At 63.7% G+C, this 24,402-nt stretch carries 27 protein-coding genes; 7 read left to right on the forward strand and 20 right to left on the reverse strand.

What is annotated here, in order from left to right; genetic code table 11:
- Positions 1–9: 9 nt before the first annotated feature.
- Both ACQ5BM_RS10960 and ACQ5BM_RS10965 read right to left on the reverse strand, forming a co-directional pair.
- Positions 10–714: a class I SAM-dependent methyltransferase gene (locus ACQ5BM_RS10960; protein WP_429810806.1), complete on the reverse strand. Its 705-nt coding sequence runs from the start codon at positions 712–714 to the stop codon at positions 10–12.
- On the reverse strand, positions 711–1,739 hold the full coding sequence (locus ACQ5BM_RS10965; protein ID WP_429810807.1) for a glycosyltransferase family 2 protein: 1,029 nt from the start codon (positions 1,737–1,739) through the stop codon (positions 711–713). Before ACQ5BM_RS10965 ends, ACQ5BM_RS10960 begins: the two co-directional genes overlap by 4 nt.
- 171 nt (positions 1,740–1,910) lie before the next feature.
- On the opposite strand from ACQ5BM_RS10965, the gene ACQ5BM_RS10970 reads away from it, so the two are divergent.
- From ACQ5BM_RS10970 to ACQ5BM_RS10980, 3 genes are all read left to right on the forward strand, one after another.
- Positions 1,911–3,734: a hypothetical protein gene (locus ACQ5BM_RS10970; RefSeq protein ID WP_429810808.1), complete on the forward strand. Its 1,824-nt coding sequence runs from the start codon at positions 1,911–1,913 to the stop codon at positions 3,732–3,734.
- 74 nt (positions 3,735–3,808) lie between these two features.
- Entirely contained in the window at positions 3,809–5,413 is a 1,605-nt protein-coding gene (xseA, locus tag ACQ5BM_RS10975) for an exodeoxyribonuclease VII large subunit (protein ID WP_429810809.1), read from the forward strand.
- Positions 5,414–5,483: 70 nt separating this feature from the next.
- The gene (locus ACQ5BM_RS10980) at positions 5,484–6,074 is read left to right on the forward strand and encodes an NAD(P)H-dependent oxidoreductase (protein ID WP_429810810.1); all 591 of its coding nucleotides are present in this window, start codon (positions 5,484–5,486) and stop codon (positions 6,072–6,074) included.
- Between the two features lie 106 nt (positions 6,075–6,180).
- Here ACQ5BM_RS10980 and ACQ5BM_RS10985 read toward each other — a convergent pair whose 3' ends face one another.
- Complete coding sequence (locus tag ACQ5BM_RS10985; protein WP_429810812.1) at positions 6,181–6,663, reverse strand: MarR family winged helix-turn-helix transcriptional regulator; 483 nt, start codon at positions 6,661–6,663, stop codon at positions 6,181–6,183.
- Between the two features lie 101 nt (positions 6,664–6,764).
- Here ACQ5BM_RS10985 and ACQ5BM_RS10990 point away from each other — a divergent pair, with 101 nt between their 5' ends.
- Positions 6,765–7,643 (forward strand): EamA family transporter, encoded by an 879-nt coding sequence (locus ACQ5BM_RS10990; protein WP_429810814.1) that lies wholly within the window; start codon positions 6,765–6,767, stop codon positions 7,641–7,643.
- Positions 7,644–7,771: 128 nt separating this feature from the next.
- Here the strand turns inward: ACQ5BM_RS10990 and ACQ5BM_RS10995 are convergent, their stop codons facing one another.
- From ACQ5BM_RS10995 to ACQ5BM_RS11005, 3 genes are all read right to left on the reverse strand, one after another.
- A complete protein-coding gene (locus ACQ5BM_RS10995; RefSeq protein WP_429810816.1) occupies positions 7,772–9,025 on the reverse strand; it encodes an aminopeptidase in 1,254 nt (417 codons plus the stop codon).
- 87 nt (positions 9,026–9,112) lie between these two features.
- Entirely contained in the window at positions 9,113–10,000 is an 888-nt protein-coding gene (locus ACQ5BM_RS11000) for an MBL fold metallo-hydrolase (RefSeq protein ID WP_429810818.1), read from the reverse strand.
- Between the two features lie 88 nt (positions 10,001–10,088).
- The gene (locus ACQ5BM_RS11005) at positions 10,089–10,760 is read right to left on the reverse strand and encodes a glutathione S-transferase family protein (RefSeq protein WP_429810820.1); all 672 of its coding nucleotides are present in this window, start codon (positions 10,758–10,760) and stop codon (positions 10,089–10,091) included.
- An 84-nt stretch (positions 10,761–10,844) separates the two neighbouring features.
- Between ACQ5BM_RS11005 and ACQ5BM_RS11010 the strand changes: the two genes are divergently transcribed.
- Complete coding sequence (locus ACQ5BM_RS11010) at positions 10,845–11,300, forward strand: MarR family winged helix-turn-helix transcriptional regulator (protein WP_429810822.1); 456 nt, start codon at positions 10,845–10,847, stop codon at positions 11,298–11,300.
- Positions 11,301–11,506: 206 nt separating this feature from the next.
- Here ACQ5BM_RS11010 and ACQ5BM_RS11015 read toward each other — a convergent pair whose 3' ends face one another.
- The 5 genes from ACQ5BM_RS11015 to tatA form a co-directional block, all read right to left on the reverse strand.
- Positions 11,507–12,094, reverse strand: coding sequence for a dual specificity protein phosphatase family protein (locus tag ACQ5BM_RS11015; RefSeq protein ID WP_429810824.1), 588 nt, complete (start codon positions 12,092–12,094; stop codon positions 11,507–11,509).
- A gap of 124 nt (positions 12,095–12,218) precedes the next feature.
- Positions 12,219–12,692 carry a Cys-tRNA(Pro) deacylase gene (gene ybaK, locus ACQ5BM_RS11020; protein ID WP_429810826.1) on the reverse strand — a complete coding sequence of 158 codons (474 nt, stop codon included), beginning with the start codon at positions 12,690–12,692 and terminating at the stop codon, positions 12,219–12,221.
- 21 nt (positions 12,693–12,713) lie between these two features.
- Positions 12,714–13,058: an ArsC family reductase gene (locus ACQ5BM_RS11025; RefSeq protein ID WP_429810828.1), complete on the reverse strand. Its 345-nt coding sequence runs from the start codon at positions 13,056–13,058 to the stop codon at positions 12,714–12,716.
- Positions 13,059–13,174: 116 nt separating this feature from the next.
- Positions 13,175–13,807, reverse strand: coding sequence for a YitT family protein (locus ACQ5BM_RS11030; protein WP_429810830.1), 633 nt, complete (start codon positions 13,805–13,807; stop codon positions 13,175–13,177).
- Between the two features lie 7 nt (positions 13,808–13,814).
- Positions 13,815–14,984 (reverse strand): tyrosine aminotransferase, encoded by a 1,170-nt coding sequence (gene tatA / locus ACQ5BM_RS11035; protein ID WP_429810832.1) that lies wholly within the window; start codon positions 14,982–14,984, stop codon positions 13,815–13,817.
- A gap of 194 nt (positions 14,985–15,178) precedes the next feature.
- Here tatA and ACQ5BM_RS11040 point away from each other — a divergent pair, with 194 nt between their 5' ends.
- Positions 15,179–15,676 (forward strand): Lrp/AsnC family transcriptional regulator, encoded by a 498-nt coding sequence (locus ACQ5BM_RS11040; protein WP_429810834.1) that lies wholly within the window; start codon positions 15,179–15,181, stop codon positions 15,674–15,676.
- A 43-nt stretch (positions 15,677–15,719) separates the two neighbouring features.
- Here the strand turns inward: ACQ5BM_RS11040 and ACQ5BM_RS11045 are convergent, their stop codons facing one another.
- Positions 15,720–16,778 (reverse strand): peptidase M14, encoded by a 1,059-nt coding sequence (locus ACQ5BM_RS11045; protein ID WP_429810836.1) that lies wholly within the window; start codon positions 16,776–16,778, stop codon positions 15,720–15,722.
- Between the two features lie 346 nt (positions 16,779–17,124).
- On the opposite strand from ACQ5BM_RS11045, the gene ACQ5BM_RS11050 reads away from it, so the two are divergent.
- Positions 17,125–17,589 carry a hypothetical protein gene (locus tag ACQ5BM_RS11050; RefSeq protein ID WP_429810838.1) on the forward strand — a complete coding sequence of 155 codons (465 nt, stop codon included), beginning with the start codon at positions 17,125–17,127 and terminating at the stop codon, positions 17,587–17,589.
- 110 nt (positions 17,590–17,699) lie between these two features.
- On the opposite strand, the gene ACQ5BM_RS11055 is transcribed toward ACQ5BM_RS11050, so the two are convergent.
- The 8 genes from ACQ5BM_RS11055 to ACQ5BM_RS11090 all read right to left on the reverse strand — a co-directional run bounded on the left by ACQ5BM_RS11055 (position 17,700) and on the right by ACQ5BM_RS11090 (position 24,333).
- On the reverse strand, positions 17,700–18,611 hold the full coding sequence (locus ACQ5BM_RS11055; RefSeq protein WP_429810840.1) for an alpha/beta fold hydrolase: 912 nt from the start codon (positions 18,609–18,611) through the stop codon (positions 17,700–17,702).
- Between the two features lie 320 nt (positions 18,612–18,931).
- A complete protein-coding gene (locus ACQ5BM_RS11060) occupies positions 18,932–19,342 on the reverse strand; it encodes a GFA family protein (RefSeq protein ID WP_429810842.1) in 411 nt (136 codons plus the stop codon).
- A gap of 127 nt (positions 19,343–19,469) precedes the next feature.
- Positions 19,470–19,937, reverse strand: a complete 468-nt coding sequence (locus ACQ5BM_RS11065; RefSeq protein WP_429810844.1) for an SRPBCC family protein — start codon at positions 19,935–19,937, stop codon at positions 19,470–19,472.
- Complete coding sequence (locus ACQ5BM_RS11070; protein ID WP_429811153.1) at positions 19,934–20,263, reverse strand: ArsR/SmtB family transcription factor; 330 nt, start codon at positions 20,261–20,263, stop codon at positions 19,934–19,936. The genes ACQ5BM_RS11065 and ACQ5BM_RS11070 overlap by 4 nt, the downstream gene beginning before the upstream one ends.
- 551 nt (positions 20,264–20,814) lie before the next feature.
- Complete coding sequence (locus tag ACQ5BM_RS11075; protein ID WP_429810846.1) at positions 20,815–21,558, reverse strand: class I SAM-dependent methyltransferase; 744 nt, start codon at positions 21,556–21,558, stop codon at positions 20,815–20,817.
- 12 nt (positions 21,559–21,570) lie between these two features.
- Positions 21,571–23,133, reverse strand: coding sequence for a glutamine-hydrolyzing GMP synthase (guaA, locus tag ACQ5BM_RS11080; RefSeq protein WP_429810848.1), 1,563 nt, complete (start codon positions 23,131–23,133; stop codon positions 21,571–21,573).
- 112 nt (positions 23,134–23,245) lie between these two features.
- The gene (locus tag ACQ5BM_RS11085; protein ID WP_429810850.1) at positions 23,246–23,884 is read right to left on the reverse strand and encodes a 5'-methylthioadenosine/S-adenosylhomocysteine nucleosidase; all 639 of its coding nucleotides are present in this window, start codon (positions 23,882–23,884) and stop codon (positions 23,246–23,248) included.
- A complete protein-coding gene (locus ACQ5BM_RS11090; protein WP_247960846.1) occupies positions 23,881–24,333 on the reverse strand; it encodes a PaaI family thioesterase in 453 nt (150 codons plus the stop codon). Before ACQ5BM_RS11090 ends, ACQ5BM_RS11085 begins: the two co-directional genes overlap by 4 nt.
- Positions 24,334–24,402 lie beyond the last annotated feature (69 nt).

Genomic DNA, 24,402 nt, shown 5'->3' on the forward strand with positions numbered 1-24,402 from the left:
CGCCACGCCTCACACTGCCAGAGCTTTGTCTTCGCGATAGAAGATGTCGCGGCCGATATCGATGCACTCGTGTTCGGCTGGAACCGGATGCATCGCGCGAAGGAAGGAGTGGGTGTAGGGAAAGAAATTGAAGTGCGGGTTGAACGTGTAGCGATACTCGCGCTCGCGCGGCACGACGATGATCAGGCGCCGGCGGGTGATCCGGCGAAGCTCGGAGATCGCCTTGCGATAGTCGAGAATATGCTCGATGACATGCGTGCAGACGACGGTATCGAACTCGCCATCGGCAAACGGCAGCTCCTCGATCATCGCCGCGTGATACTCTACGCCCTCGATCCGGGCCGCATCGTCGATGGCGAAGTCGACGCCCGTGAGGCGCCGAAGACCCGGATTGGCCTCTCGGATACGCTTCAACAGAACGCCGGTTCCGCAACCGACGTCGCAGACGCTGTCGCCGACGACGCTTGCCGCGATCCTGCGGACGCAGGCTTCGGAATTGTCCGTTCCCTCATGCACCCTCGGATGCAGCCGGTAGAGATCTTCGTATTCGCGCGCCGACAGGAACGGCGCACGCGCGCGAAAATCGGCAAGATGCGCGATATGCTTGCCCCAGGCGAGGCTGGCCATGCCCTTGAAAAGCCGCGAATCCCGGAGGATCGGCGGGATGACGTCTTCGATGATGAAGCGTATGCGGTTGGTTGTTTCCCGGTTCATCCGCGGCGTCCCCGAACAATCCGTGGTGTTGGCTGTGGGCCGGTTTCCTGGCCGTCGAACGGGGAGGGAGCGATGCCCGCATTCAAGCTCTCAGCCAGCGCGGCCCGTGCGGGCGTCGCAATATAGTGCAGCCGAAGCTGCTCGGTGCGGGCGCGCGAGACCGAATCGAGGATCAGACCGGCCGTGAACATCATGATCGAGACCAGGAGAAGGGCCAGCGAGAAGACCCAGGTGGGCATGCGGGGCACGAGCCCGGTTGCGAAATATTCGAGCAGAACCGGCGTCATGAAAATTGAACTGGCCACCAGGAAAGCGAGACTTATGAGGCCGAAGAAGGTGAACGGCCGCGTTTCCTTCATCAGCATCACGAAGGTCCAGAGGATCTTGGCGCCGTCCCTGAAGGTCGAGAGTTTGGAATGGGAGCCTTCGGGCCGCCGGCCGTAATCGAGTTCGAGTTCAGCGACCGGCAGTTTCAGCCGCGAGGCATGGACCGACATCTCCGTCTCGATCTCGAAGCCGTTGGAAACGGCCGGGAAGCTTTTGGCGAACCGCCGCGAGAAGACGCGATAGCCGGAGAAAATGTCGTTGAAGTCCGTGCCGAACATCGATCGGTAGAGAAGGTTGAAGAGGCGGTTCCCAAGGGCGTGCCCCTGTCTGCCGGCATCGTCATGAACGCCGCGTCGCGTCCCGACGACCATGTCGGCGCGCTCGGTGATCAGGGTGCGTACGAGATCTTCCGCATCCGTCGGGCAGTAGGTGCTGTCGCCGTCGGCCATGACATAGATGTCGGCATCGATATCGGCGAGCATCCGGCGCACCACGTGCCCCTTGCCCTGCCGGCGTTCGCGCACGACGGTTGCGCCGGCAAGCATGGCTTTCAGCGCCGTGCCGTCCGTCGAGTTGTTGTCGTAGACGTAGATGCGGGCCGTCGGCAGCGCCGCTTGGAAACCCTGAACGACCTGCCCGATGGTCGAGGCTTCGTTGTAGCACGGCAAGAGAACGGCGATGTTGAAACGTTCGAACATCCAGGCGGCTCGGTTCCTGTTGGATCGGCGTCATCATAGGCATCAGGGTGTTAACAAGACGCCAAGGTGCGTCGCGCGGAGCGCTTGACAAGGTCGCTCTCGCCTCCGGGTTTTACGCTTTCTTGATTGCGCCTCCTTATGATGGCGCGAGAGCAAAAGGGGCGGGAAACCATGCCGAGCGGCACTGCGGCACTATCAGACATGACGACGGCGCATGCACCGAGGCGGTTCTGGTCGAGCCTGTCCCGGGCGGTGCTCGTCTACGGCGCACCCATCATCCTCTTCCTCGTCGTCCAGTTCCTGAGGGCGCCTGACTATGTCGGCCGCGACAATGACGATGTCATGCGATTGGTTGAGGTGCGCGATCTGCTGGCCGGCCAAAGCTGGTTCGATCTGACGCAGGTCCGTCTCGGCCTCGAGGGCGGAACGTTGATGCACTGGTCGCGCCTGATTGATCTGCCCATAGCCGGGCTCATGGCTCTCCTCAGGCCCTTTGTCGGTGCAATGCAGGCGGAAGTCATGGCCCTGGCGATATGGCCGATCTGCCTGGCGATTCCGTTGCTCGCGGCAATGGGCCTTGCCGGGCGCCGTGTCGGCGGCACGCCGGCCATGCATTTCTGTCTGGGGCTGACGGCGCTGTTCATCGCCACCTCGAACCGGTTTCTCGGGGGAGCGATCGATCATCATAACGTGCAGTTGGTCCTGGTCGCGGTCATGCTGGCGATGCTCGTCGATCGGCAGTACCGCGTGTCCAGCTACGCAATGGCAGGATTGGCGGCGGCGCTGGCGATCGCGATTGGCGCGGAAACGACGCCGTTTGTGGCCATGGTCTGCGCCGTCGTTGCCTGCCAGTGGGCCGCCGTCGGCCGGCAGGCTGCGCCGGCCACCGTTGCCTTTGGCCTTTCGCTCGCTGCAAGCTTGAGCCTCTTCTTCTTCGTGACCGTGCCGCCGCGCCTCTATCTGGCTGCGACCTGCGACAATCTCTCGATCGCCTTCTATTCGCTGGCGCTGGCGGGAGGCGGCCTGCTTGCCCTTGCCGCGGCAATGGTCAGCAATCGACCGACCGTCGTGCGGTTTTTCGCCCTTGGCGCTTGCGGCCTGGGAGTCATTGCCGTGGCACTGTTGGTGGCGCCGCAATGCCTGGGCAATCCTTTGGCAGGGCTCGATCCGCTGCTTCGCGAACTGTGGCTCGACAACGTCACCGAGGCACGCTCCTTCGTCGCCATTGCAAGGACGGAATCAGCGAGCATCGTGGGCTACTACTACTTCACCGGTGCGTTTGCCGCGCTGCTTTGCGCCTGGCGCATCTGGCGCCGTGACAGGATCGATCTCAACCTCATCCTCTTCGCACTTGTGTTTTCGAGCCTGCTGATTGCGCTCGTGCAGGTGCGCGGGATGGTCTTTTCCAATCTTCTGGCGATTGTGCCGATCGCGTTGCTGCTCACCGACCTTCGCGCCCGCTCAAACGGCGGAACGGCAGGGATGGGCGCCTCTCTGATTTACATCGTCACGCTGCTCATTTCGGTTCCGGCGGTATGGGCCATGGCCGGAACGCTCGTCGACAAGGGGATCGGGGGACTTGTGGCAGGCGAAACCGTAACCTCGAACGGTGAGGCGTGCCTGACAGCGGCGTCGCTGAGAGATCTGGAAGGCTTGCCGCCGTCGTTCGTTGTCGGGCCATCGGATATTGGTGCGGCCCTCCTTCGCCACACGCAGCACCGCGTGCTGAGCGCGCCGTATCATCGCAATGCCGCCGGCATGCTCGCGGAATTGAAGATCGGCCTGGCGCGGCCGGAAGAAGCGGAGGCCATGCTACGCCAACTCGGGCATCCGGTGCTGGCCTTCTGCGCCGCGGACGCTCAGGCGCAAATGATCGCCACGAGGGCGCCGCAAGGCTTCTATGCGGAGCTTGCCGCCGGGCGCGTGCCGGCCTTTCTTTCGCCCCTGCCGGTTTCGGCAGGCGCGTCCATTCGGCTCTATGCCCTGAAACCTTGAGCGCGCCTGCCGTCGGCGGATGGAAAGCGCAACGGATGTGCTGGCCTTCGGCCGAGGGTGCGGTAAAAGAAGCCATGGCTTCTTTCTTCGACAGCGATTCTCCGAGCAACCTCACCGAATATTCGGTGTCCGAGCTTTCCGGCTCGATCAAGCGAACGGTCGAGCAGGCTTTCGACCAGGTGCGCGTCCGCGGCGAGATCTCCGGCTATCGCGGCCCGCATTCGTCCGGCCACGCCTATTTCGCGCTCAAGGACGATCGGGCGCGCATCGATGCGGTGATCTGGAAAGGCACGTTCTCGCGCCTGCGCTTCCGGCCCGAGGAAGGCATGGAAGTGATCGCGACCGGTAAGGTCACGACCTTCCCGGGCTCGTCGAAGTACCAGATCGTCATCGAATCGATGGAGCCGGCCGGTGCCGGCGCGCTGATGGCGCTGCTGGAAGAGCGCAAGCGCAAGCTCGCCGCCGAAGGGCTCTTTGATGCCGGCCGCAAGCGGCCGCTACCCTACATGCCCAAGGTGATCGGCGTCGTGACGTCGCCCACGGGTGCGGTCATCCGGGATATCCTGCACCGCATTGCCGACCGCTTTCCCGTGCACGTCGTCGTCTGGCCGGTCCGGGTGCAGGGCGATGGTTCGGGCGACGAGGTGGCGGCAGCGATCCGCGGCTTCAACGCAATCGAGCCCGGCGGCGCGATGGCCCGGCCAGACGTGCTGATCGTCGCCCGCGGCGGTGGCAGCCTCGAGGACCTCTGGGGTTTCAACGACGAAGCCGTCGTCCGCGCCGCGGCCGCCTCCGAAATCCCGCTGATTTCCGCGGTCGGCCACGAGACCGATTGGACATTGATCGACTATGCCGCCGACCAACGGGCGCCGACGCCGACTGGTGCTGCGGAAATGGCCGTGCCGGTGAAGGCTGATCTCGAGGCCGCGGTTTCCGGCCTCTCGGCCCGTCTCAAGGCCGCCGTCGGGCGGCAGATGGACAATCGCCGCCAGGCCGTGCGTTCCCTGGCGCGCGCCCTGCCGTCGCTCGATCAGTTGCTGGCGCTACCGCGCCGCCGCTTCGACGAGGCCGCCCTTGGGCTCGGGCGCGGCCTGCAGTTGAACACGGCCAACAAGCGGCGCCAGTTCGAGCGCGTCTCGGCCGAGCTGCGTGCCGATCTTCTCAAGGGCAAGCTCTCCGAGCGCCGCCAGCGCATCGCCGACTTCATCAACCGCGCGGAACGTATCGTCGAGCGGCAGGTGCATCGCGGCGAGGCGCGGGTCCAGGCGGCGGATGCCGCGCTGCGCGCCCTGCCGTCGCGCCTCATCGGTCAGATCCACCGTGCTTCGGATCGTGTCGCCGGGCTTGCCGCCCGGTCCGATGCGGCGGTTCGCGCCGACGTTCGCCGCTTGCGCGGCATCATCGTCGCTCAGGATCGCGTCCTGCAGTCGCTTTCCTACCGCAACGTCCTGCAGCGGGGCTTCGCGCTGATCCGCGATGCCGAAGGCGGTCCGGTGCGCCAGGCCGCGGCTGTAACCCCCGGCATGGCGCTCAGCCTGGAATTTGCCGATGGCCGAGTTTCGGCAATTGCCGGCGAAGGCGGTGACGAACCCGCCCCGCAGACGCCGGCGCCGCGCAAGAAGCAGATGAAGTCCTCGGAGCCGACGGGCGATCCGCCGAAGCAGGGCAGCCTGTTCTAGGCAGCCGCACGATCTCCGGTCGGAATCCGGCAAAGCGTTTAAGTCCCCGGTTGGGCGGGATGGGAGAAACATGCGTATTCTGCTCGTGCTTGCGCACCCGCTCGAAGACAGTTTTGCCGCAAGCGTTGCGCGTGAGGCGCGAGCGGCGCTGGAGGCGAACGGCCACATCGTCGACCTGCTCGATCTCTATCGCGAGGATTTCGATCCGCGCCTGAGCGTTGCCGAGCGCGGCAGCTACTTTACCGAGGCCTATGATCGAACGGCCGTCACCGATTGGATTGCGCGACTGCAGGCGGCCGATGGCCTCGTGCTGGTCTTTCCGCAATGGTGGTTCAATTTTCCGGCGATCCTCAAGGGTTTCTTCGACCGCGTCTTCGCGCCGGGCATCGCCTTCGACAACGATCCGGCCGGCGGCCGCATCATCCCGCGCCTTCACAACATCAAGCTCTTCTGGGCGCTGACGACGACCGGGTCGCCGTGGTGGGTGGTGCAGCTCTATATGGGCAATCCGGTGAAGCGGCTTTTGAGGCGCGGCATTGCCGCCTTCTGCGCCAAGAGCCTGAATTTCCGCATGCTCGCGCTGCACGACATGGATCGAGCGACCGACGCCAAGCGCAAAGCGCATCTCGCGCGTGTCCGTCGGCTGGTCGCCAGCATCTAGAGTGCCGTGTGTTCATATGAACGCACTAAGTTCGCTCTAGCACTTGCTTCTGAACATCTTTCCGCTTCCAGCGATTTCACTTGAAGGCGGGATGCTCTAGCAGCGGCTACTCGAACGCCGCCAGATACTTGCGCAGCAGCCGGTCGAGTGTCGTGCGCTCCTCGGGCGAAAGCTCGGAAACGATCCGATGCTGGTTTGCCACATGCGCGGTCGCCGCCTCGTCGACCCGGCGCAGCCCTTCGTCAGTCAGGGCGATGATGACGCTGCGCCGGTCCTCGGGATTGGCGATCCGCTCGACGAGGCCGGCTTTCTCCAACTGGTCGATGCGGTTCGTCATGGTGCCGGAACTGACCATGGTCGTATCCAGCAGTTCGCCGGGCGAAAGCCGGTACGGCGGTCCGGAGCGGCGCAGCGTCGCCAGCACGTCGAAGCTCGAAGCGGAGAGGCCGCGTTCGGCGAAGGTCTTTTCGATCTCCCGGCCGATATGAGTCGAAAGCCGCGAGAGGCGGCCGAGCAGGCCCATGGCCGACACGTCGAGATCCGGCCGTTCCCGATGCCATTGAGCCAATATCCTGTCGACGCGATCCATCCGAAGCCTCCATTGTTCCAACAGCTATAGAATATCTTGACGTAGAGATAAACTGTGCTAGTCTCAATTTATCTTGATATAGAGATTCTTTAGGTAGAGATATGAGCACGAACCGCACCGCCGACCTTGCCTTGACTGCGCTTGCGCCCGCCATCTGGGGCAGCACCTACCTCGTTACGACGGAGTTCCTACCGTCCGGCTATCCGCTGACGGTCGCGATGCTGCGGGCCCTGCCGGCAGGGCTCCTGTTGCTGCTCATCGTGCGGCGTCTTCCTGAGGGTATCTGGTGGCCGCGAACCTTCATCCTCGGCGCGCTCAATTTCTCCTTCTTCTGGGCCATGCTGTTCGTCTCGGCTTACCGACTGCCAGGCGGCGTTGCCGCCACGGTCGGCGCCGTTCAGCCGCTGATCGTCATCTTGCTGTCGCGCGTCTTCCTCGGTTCGCCGATCCGGACACTCAGCGTCGCGGCCGGCCTTGCAGGTATCGTCGGGGTCGGCCTTCTGGTTCTGACGCCGGGCGCCACGCTCGATCCGCTCGGAGTCCTCGCCGGTCTCGCCGGCGCCGTCTCCATGGCTTTCGGTACGGTCCTCAGCCGCCATTGGGCGCCGCCGGTGCCGCCGCTCACCTTCACCGCGTGGCAACTGGCGGCCGGCGGCCTGCTTCTCGTGCCGGTAGCGCTGTTCTTCGAACCGTCCCTGCCTTCATTGACGACGGCAAACGTTCTCGGTCTGGCCTATCTCGGCCTGATCGGCGCCGCCTTTACCTACCTTCTCTGGTTCCGCGGCCTCTCACGCCTCGAGCCGTCGGCCGTCTCGCCGCTCGGCTTCCTGAGCCCGGTCGTTGCCATCCTGCTCGGCTGGGGCGTGCTTGGCGAGCAACTGACGCCGGTCCAGGCCCTCGGCATCCTCGTCGTCTTCGCCAGTGTCTGGTTCAGCCAGCGCGCACAATTGCTGCCCAAGGTGCGACCGGCCCGCGCTTGAGCGCGGGCTTGCAACCATTGAGCAAGCGTCTCGCGTTGCCGGCCAGCCGGTTTGTTAACGAAGAGGCCGCGGCATTTCTGCGGCGGCCTCGATGGTGCTGAGAAATGAGTTGGCCCTTGATCGCGCGATCAGGCCCACTCGCCCTGGCGCATGACCGGCACGCGGCTGCCGTCAGCGCGCACGCCGTCGATGTCGACCTGGCCGGAGCCGATCATCCAGTCGATATGGATCAGGCTCGAATTGCCGCCCTGGGCGCGGATCTGTTCCGGCGTCAGCTTGGCATCGTCGACGAAGCAGCCCGAATAGCACTGACCGAGCGCGATGTGGCACGAAGCATTTTCGTCGAACAGCGTATTGTAGAACAGGATGCCGCTGGCCGAGATCGGCGAGGAATGCGGCACGAGCGCCACTTCGCCGAGCCGGCGCGCGCCCTCGTCGGTGTCGAGCACCTTGTTGAGAACCTCTTCGCCACGCGAGGCCTTCGCCTCGACGATCCGGCCGCCCTCGAAACGCACCTGGATGTTGTCGATTAGCGTGCCCTGGTGCGAGAGCGGCTTGGTCGAGGAGACATGGCCCTCGACGCGCAGCGCGTGCGGCGTCGTGAAGACTTCTTCGGTCGGGATGTTCGGATTGCAGGTAATGCCGTTCTTGGCTTCCGACGCCCCACCGCACCACAGATGCCCATCGGCCAAGCCCACCGTCAGGTCGGTGCCGGGGCCGGTGAAGTGCAGCGCCGCAAAGCGCTCGCCGTTCAGCCACGCCGAGCGCCGGGCGAGGCTGGCATTGTGCTCCTTCCAGGCGGCCACCGGATCGGCGACGTCGACGCGCGAGGCGGCGAAGATGGCCTTGGCGAGCTTTTCGACGGCAATCGCATCCGGATCATCAGGGAAGACCAGCTTCGCCCAGGACGGGTTCGGGTAGGAGACGATGTTCCAGTTGATGTCGAAGTTGGAGATCTTTTCGAGGGCCGGCTTGTAGGCGATCGAATTCGCCTTGTTGGCGCGCGCGACCTTTGCCGGGTCCTGCGTCGAGAGCATCATTGGGTTGTCGCCGGAGATCGCCAGGCGCGCAGCACCGCCGGCAAAGGCCTTGGCCATGCCTTCGAACAGCCAGTCGCTCGCGCGGTCGAAGCTCTCGTCCGGAGCGTAGGCGTAGCGTGCCAGTGTCGTGTCTTCGTCGGAGTAGAGCGTCGTCACCAGACCTGCACCCGCCTTGTAGGCGTGCTTGGTGATCAGGCGCACCAGCGGCATTGCCGCGACCGGCGCGGTCATCACCAGGTCCTGGCCGCGCTGGAGCTGCAGGCCGACCTGGATCGCGACTTCTGCAAGCTTATCGAGTTTTGCAGGATCGATGGGATTGGGTGTATTGGCGGGATAGGTCATGATCTGCCTGTCTTTTGAATCGGAAGAAGAAGACTTAGAGCGCTTTGCGGCGAAAATGAAGGCTGATTGCCCGGCATCGTTCCGCGGTTAGCGTGCCGCCAGGGCAGCCCTCATCCGTTCGACATTGCTCCGGTGCACTGTCTCGTAAGGCGCGAAATAGACGAGCGCGCCGGAGCCGATCTCTTCGGCGGCGAATTCCGCGAGCGTGCCGATCCTTGCACCGGTCTCAATCGCATGCGTCAGCCGCTCGATATAGCGGCGGTTGGCATCGATCAGTTCCGGTCCATAGCCGCCGGCGGCGATGCGCTCGCGGTCGCCATGGGCAGGCAGGATCCTTTCGATCGGCCATTGCCGCAGACGCACAAGTTCCGCGACATGCGTCGCCGTCTGGTCGGCCTCGCTGATATAGGTCGTCGTATCCTCGAGCGTATCGCCGGCCAGCAGCAGCTTCTCCTCAGGCAGCCAGATGACATTGCCGTCGGCGCTGTGGATCGCAAAGTGATGCAGCTCGACCGGACGCTCGCCGACGGTGAGCGTGAGCGTCTCAGTAAACAGCCGGTTCGGCATGACGAGGGGGCGGATGGGCGGCGTCGCCGTCTCGATCCGTTCGCGATTTTCCTCAAGCTTCTCCGCCGTCAGCCGGAGTGCGATGATCTCGCAATCGGCAAAGACGGCGTTTCCGGCGACATGGTCCTTGTGCCAATGGCTGAGCACGACGCGGATCGAGGTGACACCGAGGCTTTCAAGATGATCGCGGATCGCCTGGGCATGGGCAAGCGAGATGTGGGTGTCATAGACCAGCGCCTCGCGGCCATCGACGATGGCATAGGAGGCGATGCCCAGTTCATAGGCGCCGTCATCGAGCCAGTTCGGCGCTTCCGCGTGAAGCCGCACCCCGGCGTTACGCCCGTCATAATAGGCGTAAAGGCCGGGGTAGGGCTCCAGGATCGTCAAGGTCGAGGTCAGGTCCGTCATGTGCAGCTCCTCCCGCATGGCTTGGTGCTGTCATAGGCCAGTGCGAAACGAAACTGAAGGACGGGATGCTGGCTGCGATCCTATCTGCCTATGCCTCTCGCGCACGCAGCAGGTAGGCGTCGTGATCCCTGAGGAAGGCCATCAGCCGCTCGCCGTAATCGGCGGTCACTGCCGCCTTGACGCTCGGCCGCTCGGAGAGCGCCCTTCGCCAGGCACGGACTCGATCGAGCCCGTTGAAGATGCCGTGATCGGCGAGTGTGTCGAAGAGGTCGAAGTAGCGGAAGATCGGTGCGAAGACCGCATCGACGAGGGAAAAGCCGGCCCCGGCAAAGTAGGGACCGTCGCCGAGTGCCGCTTCCACGGTCGCGAACTTGCCGGCGATCGCCTTGCGCTTCTGCTCGTAGGTTGCCTGGTCCTTGGCCGTCTCAAAGCCCCAGAGCTCCGAAAGGATCGATGAGCCGAATTCCATCCAGCCGCGGTGCCGGGCGCGCTCCAGCGCATTTTCGGGGTGAAGCCTCGGACCGGCTTGAGTTTCCTCGACATATTCGGCGATCACGGAGCTTTCGAACAGCACGGCTTCGCCGTCTTGCTGCGGCACCTGGAGCAGCGGCACCTTGCCGAGAGGCGAGATCTTCAGGAACCAGTCGGGCTTGGACTTGAGGTCGATATAGGTCCGCTCGAAACGAACGCCTTTTTCGTCAAGCGCGATCGAGGCGCGTTGCACATAGGGGCAGAGATGGTGGCTGACGAGGGTAAGCATGGCAGTCTCCCGGTTGAAGCAATATAGATGCAATTGCATGTATGTAAGCTTGCTTCGACTTTCAAGATGGATGTAATTGCATTTATGATCGACGAGGAAAAAGACGAAGCAAAACGCCCGAGCGCGGAAACGACCGAGGCCTGGATTGGGCTGATGCGCGTCCGTGAGCGCGTGCTTGCGCGGATCGAAACCGATTTCAAGGCTGCGGGCTTGCCGCCGCTTGGCTGGTACGACGTGTTGTGGGAGCTGGTCCAGGCGGAAGACGGCCGTCTGCGTCCCTTCGAGATCGAAGCGCGCACGCTGCTTGCACAATACAATCTCTCGCGCCTGATCGATCGGCTGGTGAAGGAGGGCCTGGTTCGCCGCGAAGCTTTCGACGCCGATGGTCGCGGCCAGTGGGTGGTGATCACCGAGGCCGGCCGGACCATGCGTGAACGCATGTGGCAGACCTATGGCCCATCGATCGAAGCCCATGTCGGCGCCCGATTGACCGCGGCCGAGGCAAGGCAGTTGGCAGCGCTGCTGGCGAAGCTGCGGTAGATTGCAGCGACATCGTTTATGGCTCTGCCCCCACCCAGCAGGCGGGGCGAGGGGACGCATGCTGCAGCTCGCCGATCGTCGTTGCGGCTAGGTCTGGCGAATGAACGCCGCAATGTTCCTTCGCCCGTTTGCGGGGAGAAGATGCCGGCAGGCGGATGAGGGGCAAGGTCGGGCAGGTCGCTCGCGACCGATCAACGCGTGCCGCCTCAGCTGCTGAGGCCGAACGACTTCTCCAGCGCTTCCCAGGTCTCGTCCATCGCGAAGGTGCCGGACAGATAAGGCAGCGCAACATGGCCGTAGAGCAGCGAAAGCTGCCACTCGGCCGTCTCCTCGTCGACGCCGGCGATCTGCTGCAGGTAGATCGTCGAGACGAGGCCGGTGCGGTCGGCGCCGGCCTTGCAGTGGATCAGCAGCGGCTTCGGCGCGTCCCTGAGGATCGCCATCAACGCGTCGGTTTCCGCGCGGTCGATCTCCGCCGAGGCGGACATGGGGAAGTTGATGAGCCGGATACCGCTACGCTCGGCGGCGGCGACCTCGTCGCGATACCAGCGTTCATGCGGTTTCTCGCCGCGCAGGTTGAGTATGGTGCGGATGCCGTAGGCCTTGGAATAGGCGGCGATTGCTTCCGCGGTCGGCTGCGCCGAACGGTAGACCTCACCGGCGACGAGCGTGTGAAAGTTGCCGGTCCATTGCAGACCAACGAGATAGAGGACCAGGGCTGCAACGAGCGCAACCGTACCGATGACGAGGCGTTTGAGAAGACGCTTCGCGCGCAGAAACCTTGCAGATGCCATGAAAAGACTCCGAAGCGACCCCACGCTCCCGGTCGTGAGCGCGCTGCGGGCGGAAACCATCGGAGATTTCCCCTTCCCGCCTGGCTGCTCCTATAGGCCATCCATGATATTTTGATGGCAGAGATCAGGCGATCAGCGGTGCCGCGATCGCCCTCAGTGCGGCCTGGGCGTCGCGCGGTGCGAGCCGCACCTGCAGCCCACGCTGGCCGCCATTGATGTAGACCGCGGTTTCGGCAAGCGCCGCTTCCTCGATTGCCGTCGGCACCAGCTTCTTCTGCCCGAACGGGCTGATGCCGCCGACGTGGTAGCCGGTCAGCCGCTCGGCATCCGCCGGCTTCATCATGGCCGCCGACTTGCCGCCGAAAGCGGCGGCGAGCTTCTTCATGCTGACCTCGCGGTCGGAGGGCACGATGCAGCAGACGGGCTTGCCGTCGACCTCGGCCATCAGCGTCTTCAGCACCCGGCTCGGATCCTCGCCGAGCGCTTCCGCCGCCTGCAGGCCGACGCGCTCGGCATCGGGATCGTAGTCATAGCTGTGCACCGTGAAGGTAACGCCGGCCTTCGAAAGCGTTTGCGTGGCACGCGTGGTCTTCGACATCGTTTAGCTCCGCATCAAGCGTTATAGCGTCGCCTCGTAGAGCTCGGGCTTGAACCCGATCAGCAGGTTGCCGTCGGCTTCGAGCACCGGGCGCTTGATCATCGAAGGCTGGGCCAGCATCAGCGCGATTGCCTTTTCTCCGTCGAGACCCTGCTTGTCAGCCTCGTCGAGCTTGCGGAAGGTCGTGCCGGCACGGTTCAGCACCGTTTCCCACCCGGCTTCCTTGCACCAGCGTTCGAGGCGCGCGCGGTCGATGCCCTCGGCCTTGTAGTCGTGGAAGCGGTACGCAATGCCCCGGCCTTCGAGCCAGGTGCGCGCCTTCTTCATCGTGTCGCAGTTCTTGATGCCGTAGATCGTAACCGTCATTCCATGCCCCAATATCGTCGTGAGCAACTCCGGCAGCCGTCCGGAATCGCGCAACTTCAAAGCGTGATGGGAGTGATAGCGTCCCGGCGAGCCCGAGGGAAGGCGCTGACCTTGTTTCAGGTCACGCCGGCGTAGCGGCCGGGCCTGTGGTTGATCGCCAGCGTCATGTTGACGACGGCAGCGCCCACGACCGAAAGCACGAGGTTTGCCGGCGGCAGCACGAAGTAGGCGGCGGCGAGGATGGCGAGATCGACCGCGAGCTGAAAGTAGCCGGCGCGGACGCCGATTTTTTCCTGGAGATAGATCGCCACGATGTTGATGCCGCCAAGCCCGGTGCGGTGGCGGAAGAGGATCAGCAGACCCGTGCCCATCAGTCCGCCGCCGACGACCGCCGCGTAGATGGGGTCGAGCCGACCGATCTCCACCCAGCCGGCGGTCAGCCGCGAAAACAGCGACACGAGGCTGACGGCGAGGAAGGTGCGCAGCGCAAACATCCAGCCGAGCCGTTTGACCGCCAGGACGTAGAAGGGCAGATTGACGAGGGAGAAGACCAGCCAGAACTCCGCGCCGGTCGCATATTGCAAGAGCAGCGCCAGGCCAGAGGTGCTGCCCGTCAAGAGCATCGCCTTGCTGTAGATGATGACGCCGAGCGACATGATCAGCGTGCCCGTCAAGATCGCCAGCGCATCCTCGTAGAGGCGGTGGCGTTCTACCGGGGCTTCGGACACGTCGATGCTGCGCTCGGCCATCTGATCCTCAGAGATTCCTGAACTTGGCGATGACGCCTTCGACTTCCGCCGTCTTCAGGCCGGCGATGTTGATGCGGCCGGAGCCGGGCATGTAGATGCCGTGCTCGTTCCTGAGCTGCATGACGTCGGCCTCCGTGAGCGGCAGCAGCGAGAACATGCCCTCCTGGCTGGCGACGGCGCCGAGCGCCTGCCAGCGGTCGCGCAGGCCTTCGGCGAGCGCCCGGCGGATGTTGGTGATGCGCAGCCGCATGGTTTCGAGTTCTTCCTTCCAATCGCGTGCGAGATCAGCGTCGGAAAGGATCATGCGCACGATCGCCGCGCCATGATCCGGCGGCATCGAGTAGCTGGTGCGCGCGAGGCCGGCGAGATTGGAGCGGACCGTATCGGCCGAGGAGGGCGAGGTCGTCACCGCGAAGATCGCGCCGGCGCGTTCGCGATAAAGGCCGAAGGACTTGGAGCAGGAAACGGCGACCAGCGCTTCGGGCACGACGCCGATCAGGTGGCGAAGACCGGCGACATCCTCGTCGAGACCGCGGCCGAAGCCCTGATAGGCGAGGTCGACGAGCGGCAGCAGCCCGCGCTCGGCGATGACCGCGGCAAGCTCCATCCACTGCGCTTCGGTGATGACACCGCCCGTCGGGTTGTGGCAGCTCGCATGCAGGAGAACGGCATCGCCGGCGGCAGCGCCCTGCAGCGCGGTCATCATGTTGTCGAAGAGCACCGTCTGCGACGGCACGTCGAAGAACGGGTAGCCGGCGGGCTCGAGGCCGGCCGTCTTGAAAATGCTCGCATGGTTGGGCCAGCTCGGCAGGCCGATCCAGATGCGCCTGCCGCCCATCTGGTGGATGAGGTCGGCTGCAAGTCTCAGCGCGCCGGAACCGCCCGGCGTCTGCACGCCGGCAATGTGGCTGCGATCGATGGTGTCGCCGCCGACCAGCGTCCACAGATGATCGATGAAGACGAGGTCGCCCTCGGGGCCGACATAGGCCTTGCTGTCCTGGGTTTCGAGGAGCCGCTTTTCCGCTGCCTTGACGGCGCGGAAGATCGGCGTGTGACCGGTCTCGTCGCGGTAGACGCCGACGCCGAGATCGACCTTTCCGGGGCGTTCGTCCTTGCGATAAAGCCCGATCAGGGCGAGCAACGGATCGTCGGGTTGGCGGGTCAGTGCGTCGAACATGCCGGAATTCCCCCTTGGCGTGGCAGCGATTGCGTTTGTCTGTCGAAAAGCCAGCCGGCCGCGTTTCTCCGGCTGCCCTGCGGCTTCCTTCTTAGGTCAGGATCAGCGCAAAATCGATGCGATTTTTGCCACGGAGACAATGTTGACATCGTGCGTTTTGCGCAAAATCCTGCATATCATTTGCTGATTTGCGCATGCGGGGTTCAAACGTGGTCGAGAAGGTATCGCTGGAGCTGGATCAGGTCGACCGGCGGATCATCCGCTTGCTGGTCGAGGATGCGTCGTTGAGCAACAACGAGCTCGCAGCCCGCGTCGGTCTATCGCCGGCGCCGCTGTCGCGCCGGCTCACCAGGCTCTATGCGGCCGGCGTCATCCGCCAGACGGTCGTGGTCGATCCGAAGGCCGCTGGCATCGGCTTCCAGGCCTTTGTCGAGGTGACATTGGAGCGTACCGCCAGCAAGGTCGGCCACCGCTTCATCGAGTTGATCTCACGTATGCCGGAGGTGGTGGAATGCCACACCGTCGCCGGCGATTTCGACTTTCTCCTGAAGATCGCCGTGCGCGACGTCGCGGACTACAAGCGCCTGCTCTGGAGCGAGTTCGAGCAGATTGCCGAGATCAAGACGCTGCGCTCGACCATACTTCTCGACAGCCCGAAGATGACGGCCGCCACCTTGGGTGACGGCCGCTGAGTCAGGTGAGCCGGGACGGATTTACGCTTTCCCGGAATGTCTGCTAGGCCTCGAGCGGGCCCGGCTTGCGCCCGGCGCCGGAGGGCGCGGCGCAGGCGATCTTCATCAGGTCCGAGCGTCGGCGTGCAAGGCGGGTCGAGACGCGGGTGACGATCAGCCCGTCCTGCGGCGCGCGCACCTCCAGCGCGCCGTCGGCTCGGCCCGGACGGGTGAGAATGGTCGCGAGCAGGTCTCCGGCCTTCACGGTTTCGCCGATGTCGCGATGGAACAGGATGGCGCCTGCCTCCGGCGCGCGGATCATCTCGATATTGTCGAGCGGCGCGACGATGCCGGCGAAGGGTGCGATCGGCTCTTCGTCACCGGCCACGACGCCACGGGCGACGAGGAAGCGGAAGACGCCCTCAGCATCCTTGCGGGCAAGCTCCGGATAAACGTCGCGCGTGCCGCGAAGCTCGACGGTGACCGAGAGGCGTCCGGGGAGGCGCGCCTTCTTCTGCCCGGTCTCATATTTCCAGGCGTAGGCGACAGCCTCCTCGAAGGCGGAGCTTTCGCCATCCGAGAGGAAGACTGCCTCCATATCGAGCGCGGAGGCGAGGTCTCCCGCCTCCGGCCAGAAGGCGTCGTCGATATAGGCGTATTGCAGCGCCTCGTCGTCGCAGTGAAGGTCGAGCATCAAGTCGGCGCCAAGCGCCATGTGCAGCAACTGGCGCTTCAGCCGATCGGTGGCCGAATGGCGGTCGAGATCATCGATGAGGGTGTCGCGGTCGGTAAGCGAGATCAGCGGAAAATCGCGGTTGAAATTGGTGCGCGATCCCAGATCGAAGCGGCCCTGCAACTCGCCGAAATGCGACTGCGCGGTGCCGATCGGATTCGCCTGCGGCACGATGGTGATATCGCCGAGGATGCCGCCGTCCTTGTCCGCCTGCTGCAGCCTTTGCAGAAGGAAATGCGCCAGTGCCGTGCCCGGCAGCTCGTTGGCGTGCAATGCCGCCTGGATATAGGTCTTGGGTGCCGCAGCGCTCCGGCCCTTGAAGCGGAAGACGGGCAGGCGCCATTCGATGCCGGGCGTATCGCCGGCGATGATGATTTCGGAAATGTCCATGGGCTCCTCCCGTATCGTTATGCTGGTGGCGCTTATCGGCATTCCGACGGCGCTCCGCAAGTCGCTAAGAACTGGGGGGCGGCACGGATTGCGCCGGAGCAGGCCCAAGCGGAGAAGCTGGAAGCGCCCCGCACTCCAGGCAATCAGCCAGCCCTTCGTTCCGCCGGCCAGAGACGTTTGCCGATTTGCGTGAGCGAGGCCGACACTTCACCGAGGCGTGATGGCTTCGCGGCGCCGGCTGCGCGCAACTCCATCATCGGGTCACAAACGCGGCGGATTCTTGGGGCGAGGCTGGCGTTCAAGAGCCTCTTGGGCGTTTGATGCTTCTTGAATAAGGGGAATCCCCATGAAGATCACCCGAATTGCAGCCATTGCTGCCCTCGCATTTTCCCCGTTCATTTTCATATCTCCCGCACACGCTTTAAGCATGACGGAATGCAGTGCGAAATATAAGGCCGCGCAAGCTGCCGGCTCGCTCAATGGCATGAAATGGAACGACTTCCGCAAATCGCAATGCGGAACCAGCACTGCTGCCAAACCGGCGGCCATGACAAATGAAGAACCGACGGCCGCCAACACCGACAATGCGCCAGAGCCGGCGGCGACGACTGCAAAGGCGCCGAAAGGCGTGGTTTTCCCGAAGAAGGTCGACCCGAAATACTCAAATGAAACCGCAGGAAAAGCACGCATGCATACCTGCCTCGATCAGTACAAGGCCGACAAGGCAAACAACACCTTGGGTGACCTTACTTGGATCAAGAAGGGTGGCGGTTACTACAGCATCTGCAACACGCAGTTGAAACATTCCTGAGCTCGCGTGGCCGGCATCGGCGCGTGGCCCCGCCGCGCGTCCGACAGGACGCGCGGCGATTGCGAACGGCAACGAGGCGCTGAGCCCGACTTGGGCGTCAGGTGCTTTGACTACTCCGCATCGAGAAAGCTGCGGATCGCATTCACCGTGGCTTCAGGTTGTTCTTCCATCAGCCAGTGGCCTGAAGCTGGAATGACCACCTCCGTGACATTGTCGGCGGCGGCGCGGGCAACGACGGCCATTGTCGGCCCGAAGGATTTTTCGCCGCCAACAGCCAGAACCGGCATGGTGAGCTTTCCCTTCTTCAGAAGCGCCTGGTCATCGATCGCATCCTGGTCGAAGGCTGCGAATTGCGCGAAACCGGCGCGCATCGCCCCGGGCTGGGCATAGAGCTTCGCGTAGTGCTCGCGCGATGCTTCATCCCATTTCTTCGGGTCGGCGGAGAATTCGTTCCAGAAGCGGTCGAGGTAGATGCGTTCGCGGCCCGCGACCAGCCGCTCCATGTCGGGTCCGCCGAAACGGAAGTGCCAGAGCAGCGGATTCTTGAGGATTTCGTCCCACGGGCCGACGCCGGGCAAAGGTGCGTCCATCAGCACGAGCTTTGTCGTCCTCGACGGATACTGCGCGGCGAACGAATAGCCGACCATGTTGCCGATGTCATGCGCGACGACGTCGACCTTGTCCGCCTGCAGGGCGTCCAGCACGCCGGCGATATCCCTGGCTTCATTCTTCTTGCCGTAGCCGGCTTCAGGCTTTGCCGAGAGCCCCATGCCCCTGAGATCGGGCACGATGACGCGATGGTCGCGCGCCAGTTCGGCGGCAAGCGGCGCCCACATGTCGCCCGTCTCTCCATAGCCGTGCAGCAGCACGACGGTCGGTCCGGATCCGCCGATGCGGACGTGAAGGGTCGTGCCGTTGGTGGCGATCTCCTGCGTCGTGAAGGACGACGGATAGGGTTGAACATCGGCGAGCGCCGGGGCGGCAAAAGCAATGGCTGCGCTGGTCATGAGGGAACGAAGCATCTGTCTCTCCTGTTTGTCGGGCGTGCCGAAAGGCATTTCGATGGGCAGAAGATGACATTGGGTCGGTGTTCGAACTAGTGGTCGAAAAGCGAAGCTATTGTTCGCCGTTGTCGAACGCTGCAGCCGTGTTCATCGTCGCCGGGATGGCGGCAGATGCGGCCCGGCGGTGGCACCACGTTCGGGCAAAACGCGCGAGCTGGCAAGCATCTTGACCAACTCCAAGTCGATGATCGCGACACGGCGGATTGTGGGGCGTCTGGGAAAAGGTGGGCGCGTGCAGGGCATGCCAAGGCAAGTCCTGCGCAACCTTCATAGCCGTCCTAGATCGGCATTTTCTCGAATTTCGGCAGAGCCGGATCGAGTTGGTCCCAGTCGTACCCGCGAACAGTGTAGGTCACTGCTTGAGGCTTGTAGCGGCCTGGATCATCGAGGCTTGCGGCGCGAATGGTAAAGAACTCCGGCATGGCGGCAAAGGTCATGTAGACGGGCGAGCCGCAGGTGGGGCAGAAGCCGCGCGTCTTCACATTGCCGCTGTCGGCGACCATGTCCCAGTGCTTGGCTTCGCCTTCGAGCTTCACCCCGTCGCGCCGGAACGTCATATGCGATCCATGCCCGGTGCCGCTCTCGTGTTGGCAGTCGCGGCACTGGCAGTCGTTCGAGAAAACCGGTTCTCCGAAAATCTGATAGCGAAGCGCACCGCAGGCGCATCCGCCTATATAGGACTTGCTCATCCATTCCTCCTGTTAAGGGCACGGCAAAGCCCGGTGCGCGACGACAAGCGTGGCGCCGACCCTTCTCCTTGCTCGTTTCGGGTCTGTGAGGTGCCGGATCGTCGCGACGATCGATCCGGCGTCGATGCTAGTTCTGCTCGTCGGTGACGGAGCCGAGGCGCGACAGGACCTTCGGCCAGCCGTTGCTCATGTTGCTGAACGCCGTGTCGTTCTTGGGGGTGACGAAGCCCGAATGAACGAGGCGAAGGCGCGTGCCGTTGTCGACCTTCGTCAGTGTCCAGGTGACGACCGTATCGAGGCGCGAGCCGTAGCCGACATTGCCTTCGTCTCCGCCCTGCCACGAGTAGACGAAGCGCTCATGCGGGCGCACCTCCAGCACCTGGCAGCGGATTGTTCCGTCCCAGGCGCCGGCCGGCGTCGTCTGGAAGGTGAAGCGGGTGCCCTCCACGGCTTCAAAACCTGAAGGCGGCATGATCCAGCGGCCCATCAATTCGCCGTTCGTGAGCGTTTTCCAGATCGTCTCCGGTGCATGGGGAAAGATCTCGTCGACGACGATGTCTTGCGTCTCGAATTTCAGGGCTGCTGCATCGTTCATGGGTCGATCTCCTTGAGAAGATTGCGCAGGTTGGCAAAGCGGTCGCGCCAGAAGGCGCCGTAGTGGCTCATCCAGTCGACGAGCGGCGCCAGCCCCTCGGGCTCGGCGCGGTAGTAGACGTTACGGCCTTCGGGTCGCTCGACGACCAGACCTGCCTGTTTCAGCGACTTGAGGTGCTGCGAGATTGCGCCCTGCGTCACCCCGCTGCCGCGCGTCAGTTCCACCACGGTGATCTCGTCGGCATTGGCGATGCGCTCGAAGACGGCCCGCCGGGTGGGGTCGGCAAGGGCGCGCATGACGGCGGTGATGGGAGTGGTTTCGATCATCATGCAAAAATCATTAGTGTATGCTGATTGATTAGTCAACACTATTTAATTCGCGTGCGAAAAAGGCGGACCGTCTGATCCGCCCCTTGTTTTGCAAGCGGCCGCTATCGTGTTGGCAGCGGCGAATTGGGCTTCAGGGCTATCGGGAGTGACTGTACGAGGTTCGCTCAGCAATCCCTCGAATGCGCTTGAAGCAGCAAAAAGTACCGTCGCAACCGGTCGAGATTTCGCTCACGATAGCCATCCAAAAGCTACTGCAAGTATCCGACCACCAGATGTGTGCTCTCGTCGACGAGCGCCGCAAACGCCTGATCCGTGAGCACTTCGGAGCGGTGTAGAACGGCCGTATGGGCCAGCGCCTCTATCGACGTCACTTCATCTGCGACGGGGTCAGCCGCACAATTATCCGGGACTGCCGACGCCGGAAGGCCGGCAGGCGCGCGCGATCATCCTGCGCGCCGCTGCCCGGGGACTGACTTGATCGACAAGGGAGTTCCGACCGTACGCGCCCCAAGAACTCCGCAAATCTCGGCGACGGATATCAGGCGTATCTATCGCCGCCGGCCGATCGGGATGATCTCCGGCGCGGAGATTTCGAACGGTCTGCCATCCCAGCCGCCAAGCCACCGTTCGACGACGAGTCCGACTTCATCCATCATCGAGACGAGGTCTTCATAGGAGGGAAAAGCGATTTTCGACTGGGCCGCGTAAGTGCATCCGTCCTTTGCGATCCGGTAGAAGGTTCCGTACTCCACGATATCCGTCTCCGCGTCATGCCGCACATCGTTCCACGCGAGAATCTTGCCGAGCACTGTATGAACGATGTCCCGTTCGGATTCGGCCGGCGTCCACTTTCGCCATTCTTCCATCCGTGGATTGCGGCTATCGAAAATGAAACTCCCTTCAGGAGCCAGATGCACGGCGATGGTCTGAAGAACGGAAAGCTGATCTTCCCGGGTGAGGAAGACCTGGAAAGCATGGCCGCTGAGCAGCACCAGATCGAAGCTCTCGTTAAGGCGGATCGTTCGCCCGTCGCCTTCGACCCAGCGTACCCGGTCGCCGCCCGGTCTTAACCTCGCGACATCCAGCATCGCGACTGCCGGATCGACGCCGACGACCCGTTTGCCCGTCGCTGCCAGAGCAGAAGTCAGCAGGCCGGTGCCGCACCCGAGATCGAGGATCGAGGTGTGGCCAGCGGAGATGGACTTCAGATATTCGGAATCGGCGGCCCAGCCGTTCTCGATGTCGTAGAACTCTACAAGCTTTGGATCGTTATAGAGTTTGTCCGATGGCATCGAGATGACTGGTTATTCCCACTCGATCGTGCCCGGCGGCTTCGAGGTCACGTCGTAGACGACGCGGTTGATGCCGCGGACCTCGTTGATGATGCGCGTTGCCGCGCGGCCGAGGAACTCCATGTCGTAGTGGTAGAAGTCCGCCGTCATGCCGTCGACCGAGGTGACGGCGCGCAGCGCACAGACGAACTCGTAGGTGCGGCCGTCGCCCATGACGCCGACGGTCTGCACCGGCAGCAGCACGGCGAAGGCCTGCCAGATGGCGTCGTAGAGGCCGGCCTTGCGGATCTCGTCGAGATAGATCGCGTCCGCTTCGCGCAGAATCTCGAGCTTCTCGCGGCTGATGCCGCCCGGGCAGCGGATGGCAAGGCCCGGCCCCGGGAAGGGATGGCGGCCGATGAAGCTGTCGGGCAGGCCGAGTTCGCGGCCGAGCACGCGCACTTCGTCCTTGAACAGTTCGCGCAGCGGCTCGACGAGCTGCATGTTCATGCGCTCCGGCAGGCCGCCGACATTGTGGTGCGACTTGATCGTCACCGACGGGCCGCCGGTGAAGGAGACGCTTTCGATCACGTCGGGGTAGAGCGTGCCCTGGGCGAGGAAGTCGGCGCCGCCGAGCTTCTTCGCCTCTTCCTCGAACACTTCGATGAACAGGCGGCCGATGATCTTGCGCTTGGTTTCGGGGTCGCTGACGCCTTCGAGCTCGCCGATGAAGCGATCGGACGCGTCGATGTGCAGGAGGTGGAGGTTGTAGTGCTCCTGGAACATCGCAACGACGTTCTTCGCCTCGTCCTTGCGCATCAGGCCGTGGTCGACGAGGATGCAGGTGAGCTGGTCGCCGACGGCCTCGTGGATGAGCAGTGCTGCGACCGAGCTGTCGACGCCGCCGGAGAGCGCGCAGATGACCTTCTTGTCACCGACCTGCTTGCGGATCGCCTCGACCGCCTTGGCGCGGTAGGCCGACATCGACCAGTCGCCCTTGATGCCGGCGATCTTGTGCACGAAGTTGGAAATCAGCTTGGCGCCATCGGGGGTGTGCACCACTTCCGGGTGGAACTGCACGGCGTAATACTTGCGCTTCTCGTCGGCGATGAAGGCGAAGGGCGCATTGGCCGAGGTTGCCACGACCTCGAAGCCCTCGGGGATCGCGGTGACGCGGTCGCCATGCGACATCCAGACCTGGTGGCGTGAGCCGACCGACCAGAGGCCTTCGAACAGCGGGCAGTCCTTTTCGACCTCCAGGAAGGCGCGGCCGAATTCGCGGTGATGGCCGCTCTCGACCTTGCCGCCGAGTTGGGCGCAGATGGTCTGCTGGCCATAGCAGATGCCGAAGACCGGCAGGCCGGAATCGAAGATCACCTGGGGGGCGCGCGGCGAGCCGATCTCGAGCGTCGAGGCCGGGCTGCCGGAGAGAATGACGGCTTTCGGCTTAAGCTGGCGGAAGCCTTCTTCCGCCGACTGGAACGGCACGATTTCGCAATAGACACCGGATTCACGCACGCGCCGGGCGATGAGCTGCGTCACCTGGCTGCCGAAGTCGACGATGAGGACGGTGTCGGGATGGGCTGTCTGGGTCATTTGGGGCCTTCAAACAAGCTTGATCATGGCGAGCCTTTAATGAAAGCCCGCCATCAGCGCAACGATTCAATTGCACCCCGACAATTCCGGGGTTTCAGGGCGGGATGAGCGTCTAGAGCCGGATCTCGCCGGTCGAAACCCCATTCTCCAGCCGGTCGATCGCATCAGCAAGCTTCTCGTCGATGATGTGAAGATATTCGGTCCAGTCGCTGACGTGCTTGAGCTCGGCCTTGCCGTCGGAAATACCGCGAAGCGCAATCAGCGGAACCCCGAAGGACTGACAGGCGCGCAGGACCGCAAAGGTCTCCATCTCGACCATGTCGGCGTCAACAGCCTCATAGGCAGCACCCGAGACGATGTTGGCGCCGGTCGAAAGCCGGGCTTCCGGCACGCCTGGAATCCTGAGCGGTAGCGGCACTATCGCCGGCAGGTCGAGAAACGGCGTCCTGCCCTTCTCGAAACCGAGCGGCGAGGCATCCATGTCGCGGTAGCCGACCGAAACCGCCTGGTAGACTTCGGTCTGTTCGAGCTTGGCGGCGCCGGCCGAGCCGAGCGAAACGACGAGATCGGGCAGCGCACGCTCCGCGGCGAGTTCGGCAAGCGTCCGCGTCAGCACGACGGCCGCTTCGACCGGGCCGACGCCGGTCATCAGCGGCTTGATCCGCTCCTTGAGATGTGGCCCGTATTCGGCATCCACGGCCATCACGTGGAGGATCCTGCGCCCGGCGACGTCCTTGACGGCAAAACTCATCCTTCGATCCCCTCGCGTCCCCGCACCACCATCATCGTTCCCGTCATCGACGCGATCAGCTTCGCCGGCCCGTCCGCGCGGATCGCATAGCCGCGCCCGTCGGAAACGATGATCGTCGATCCGGGCTTGGTCACTTCGCCGCGGAACAGAAAGCGCTCGCCGCGCCCCGGCGAAAGCAGGTTGACCTTGAACTCGATCGTCAGGATCGAGGCATCGGGGTCGATCACTGAATAGGCCGCATAGGTGCCGGCCGAATCCAGCGCCGCCGAGATCACGCCCGCATGCAGGAAGCCATGCTGCTGTGTCAGCTTCTCGTCGAATGGTAGCTCGATCTCGACGGTGCCCTGTTCCACGAGGGTCAGTTCTGCGCCGATCGTGCGCATCGCCGCCTGCCGCGCGAAACTCTCGCGAATGCGCTTTCGGAAATCGGGGGGATCACGGTCGTCCATCAATGAAAAGGCCCTGCATAATGTCTACGGGCCTACCGGCCCCGGTCGGCGGACAGTCGCACGGCCTTC

This window comes from Ensifer sp. B1-9, from assembly GCF_050474445.1.
GTDB lineage: Bacteria > Pseudomonadota > Alphaproteobacteria > Rhizobiales > Rhizobiaceae > Ensifer.

Coding starts and splice junctions, on each gene's coding strand:
- ACQ5BM_RS10960 (WP_429810806.1), bottom strand. CDS start 714: ATGAACCGGGAAACAACCAACCGCATACGCTTCATCATCGAAGACGTC.
- ACQ5BM_RS10965 (WP_429810807.1), bottom strand. CDS start 1,739: ATGTTCGAACGTTTCAACATCGCCGTTCTCTTGCCGTGCTACAACGAA.
- ACQ5BM_RS10970 (WP_429810808.1), top strand. CDS start 1,911: ATGCCGAGCGGCACTGCGGCACTATCAGACATGACGACGGCGCATGCA.
- xseA (WP_429810809.1), top strand. CDS start 3,809: ATGGCTTCTTTCTTCGACAGCGATTCTCCGAGCAACCTCACCGAATAT.
- ACQ5BM_RS10980 (WP_429810810.1), top strand. CDS start 5,484: ATGCGTATTCTGCTCGTGCTTGCGCACCCGCTCGAAGACAGTTTTGCC.
- ACQ5BM_RS10985 (WP_429810812.1), bottom strand. CDS start 6,663: ATGGATCGCGTCGACAGGATATTGGCTCAATGGCATCGGGAACGGCCG.
- ACQ5BM_RS10990 (WP_429810814.1), top strand. CDS start 6,765: ATGAGCACGAACCGCACCGCCGACCTTGCCTTGACTGCGCTTGCGCCC.
- ACQ5BM_RS10995 (WP_429810816.1), bottom strand. CDS start 9,025: ATGACCTATCCCGCCAATACACCCAATCCCATCGATCCTGCAAAACTC.
- ACQ5BM_RS11000 (WP_429810818.1), bottom strand. CDS start 10,000: ATGACGGACCTGACCTCGACCTTGACGATCCTGGAGCCCTACCCCGGC.
- ACQ5BM_RS11005 (WP_429810820.1), bottom strand. CDS start 10,760: ATGCTTACCCTCGTCAGCCACCATCTCTGCCCCTATGTGCAACGCGCC.
- ACQ5BM_RS11010 (WP_429810822.1), top strand. CDS start 10,845: ATGATCGACGAGGAAAAAGACGAAGCAAAACGCCCGAGCGCGGAAACG.
- ACQ5BM_RS11015 (WP_429810824.1), bottom strand. CDS start 12,094: ATGGCATCTGCAAGGTTTCTGCGCGCGAAGCGTCTTCTCAAACGCCTC.
- ybaK (WP_429810826.1), bottom strand. CDS start 12,692: ATGTCGAAGACCACGCGTGCCACGCAAACGCTTTCGAAGGCCGGCGTT.
- ACQ5BM_RS11025 (WP_429810828.1), bottom strand. CDS start 13,058: ATGACGGTTACGATCTACGGCATCAAGAACTGCGACACGATGAAGAAG.
- ACQ5BM_RS11030 (WP_429810830.1), bottom strand. CDS start 13,807: ATGGCCGAGCGCAGCATCGACGTGTCCGAAGCCCCGGTAGAACGCCAC.
- tatA (WP_429810832.1), bottom strand. CDS start 14,984: ATGTTCGACGCACTGACCCGCCAACCCGACGATCCGTTGCTCGCCCTG.
- ACQ5BM_RS11040 (WP_429810834.1), top strand. CDS start 15,179: ATGCGGGGTTCAAACGTGGTCGAGAAGGTATCGCTGGAGCTGGATCAG.
- ACQ5BM_RS11045 (WP_429810836.1), bottom strand. CDS start 16,778: ATGGACATTTCCGAAATCATCATCGCCGGCGATACGCCCGGCATCGAA.
- ACQ5BM_RS11050 (WP_429810838.1), top strand. CDS start 17,125: ATGAAGATCACCCGAATTGCAGCCATTGCTGCCCTCGCATTTTCCCCG.
- ACQ5BM_RS11055 (WP_429810840.1), bottom strand. CDS start 18,611: ATGCTTCGTTCCCTCATGACCAGCGCAGCCATTGCTTTTGCCGCCCCG.
- ACQ5BM_RS11060 (WP_429810842.1), bottom strand. CDS start 19,342: ATGAGCAAGTCCTATATAGGCGGATGCGCCTGCGGTGCGCTTCGCTAT.
- ACQ5BM_RS11065 (WP_429810844.1), bottom strand. CDS start 19,937: ATGAACGATGCAGCAGCCCTGAAATTCGAGACGCAAGACATCGTCGTC.
- ACQ5BM_RS11070 (WP_429811153.1), bottom strand. CDS start 20,263: ATGATCGAAACCACTCCCATCACCGCCGTCATGCGCGCCCTTGCCGAC.
- ACQ5BM_RS11075 (WP_429810846.1), bottom strand. CDS start 21,558: ATGCCATCGGACAAACTCTATAACGATCCAAAGCTTGTAGAGTTCTAC.
- guaA (WP_429810848.1), bottom strand. CDS start 23,133: ATGACCCAGACAGCCCATCCCGACACCGTCCTCATCGTCGACTTCGGC.
- ACQ5BM_RS11085 (WP_429810850.1), bottom strand. CDS start 23,884: ATGAGTTTTGCCGTCAAGGACGTCGCCGGGCGCAGGATCCTCCACGTG.
- ACQ5BM_RS11090 (WP_247960846.1), bottom strand. CDS start 24,333: ATGGACGACCGTGATCCCCCCGATTTCCGAAAGCGCATTCGCGAGAGT.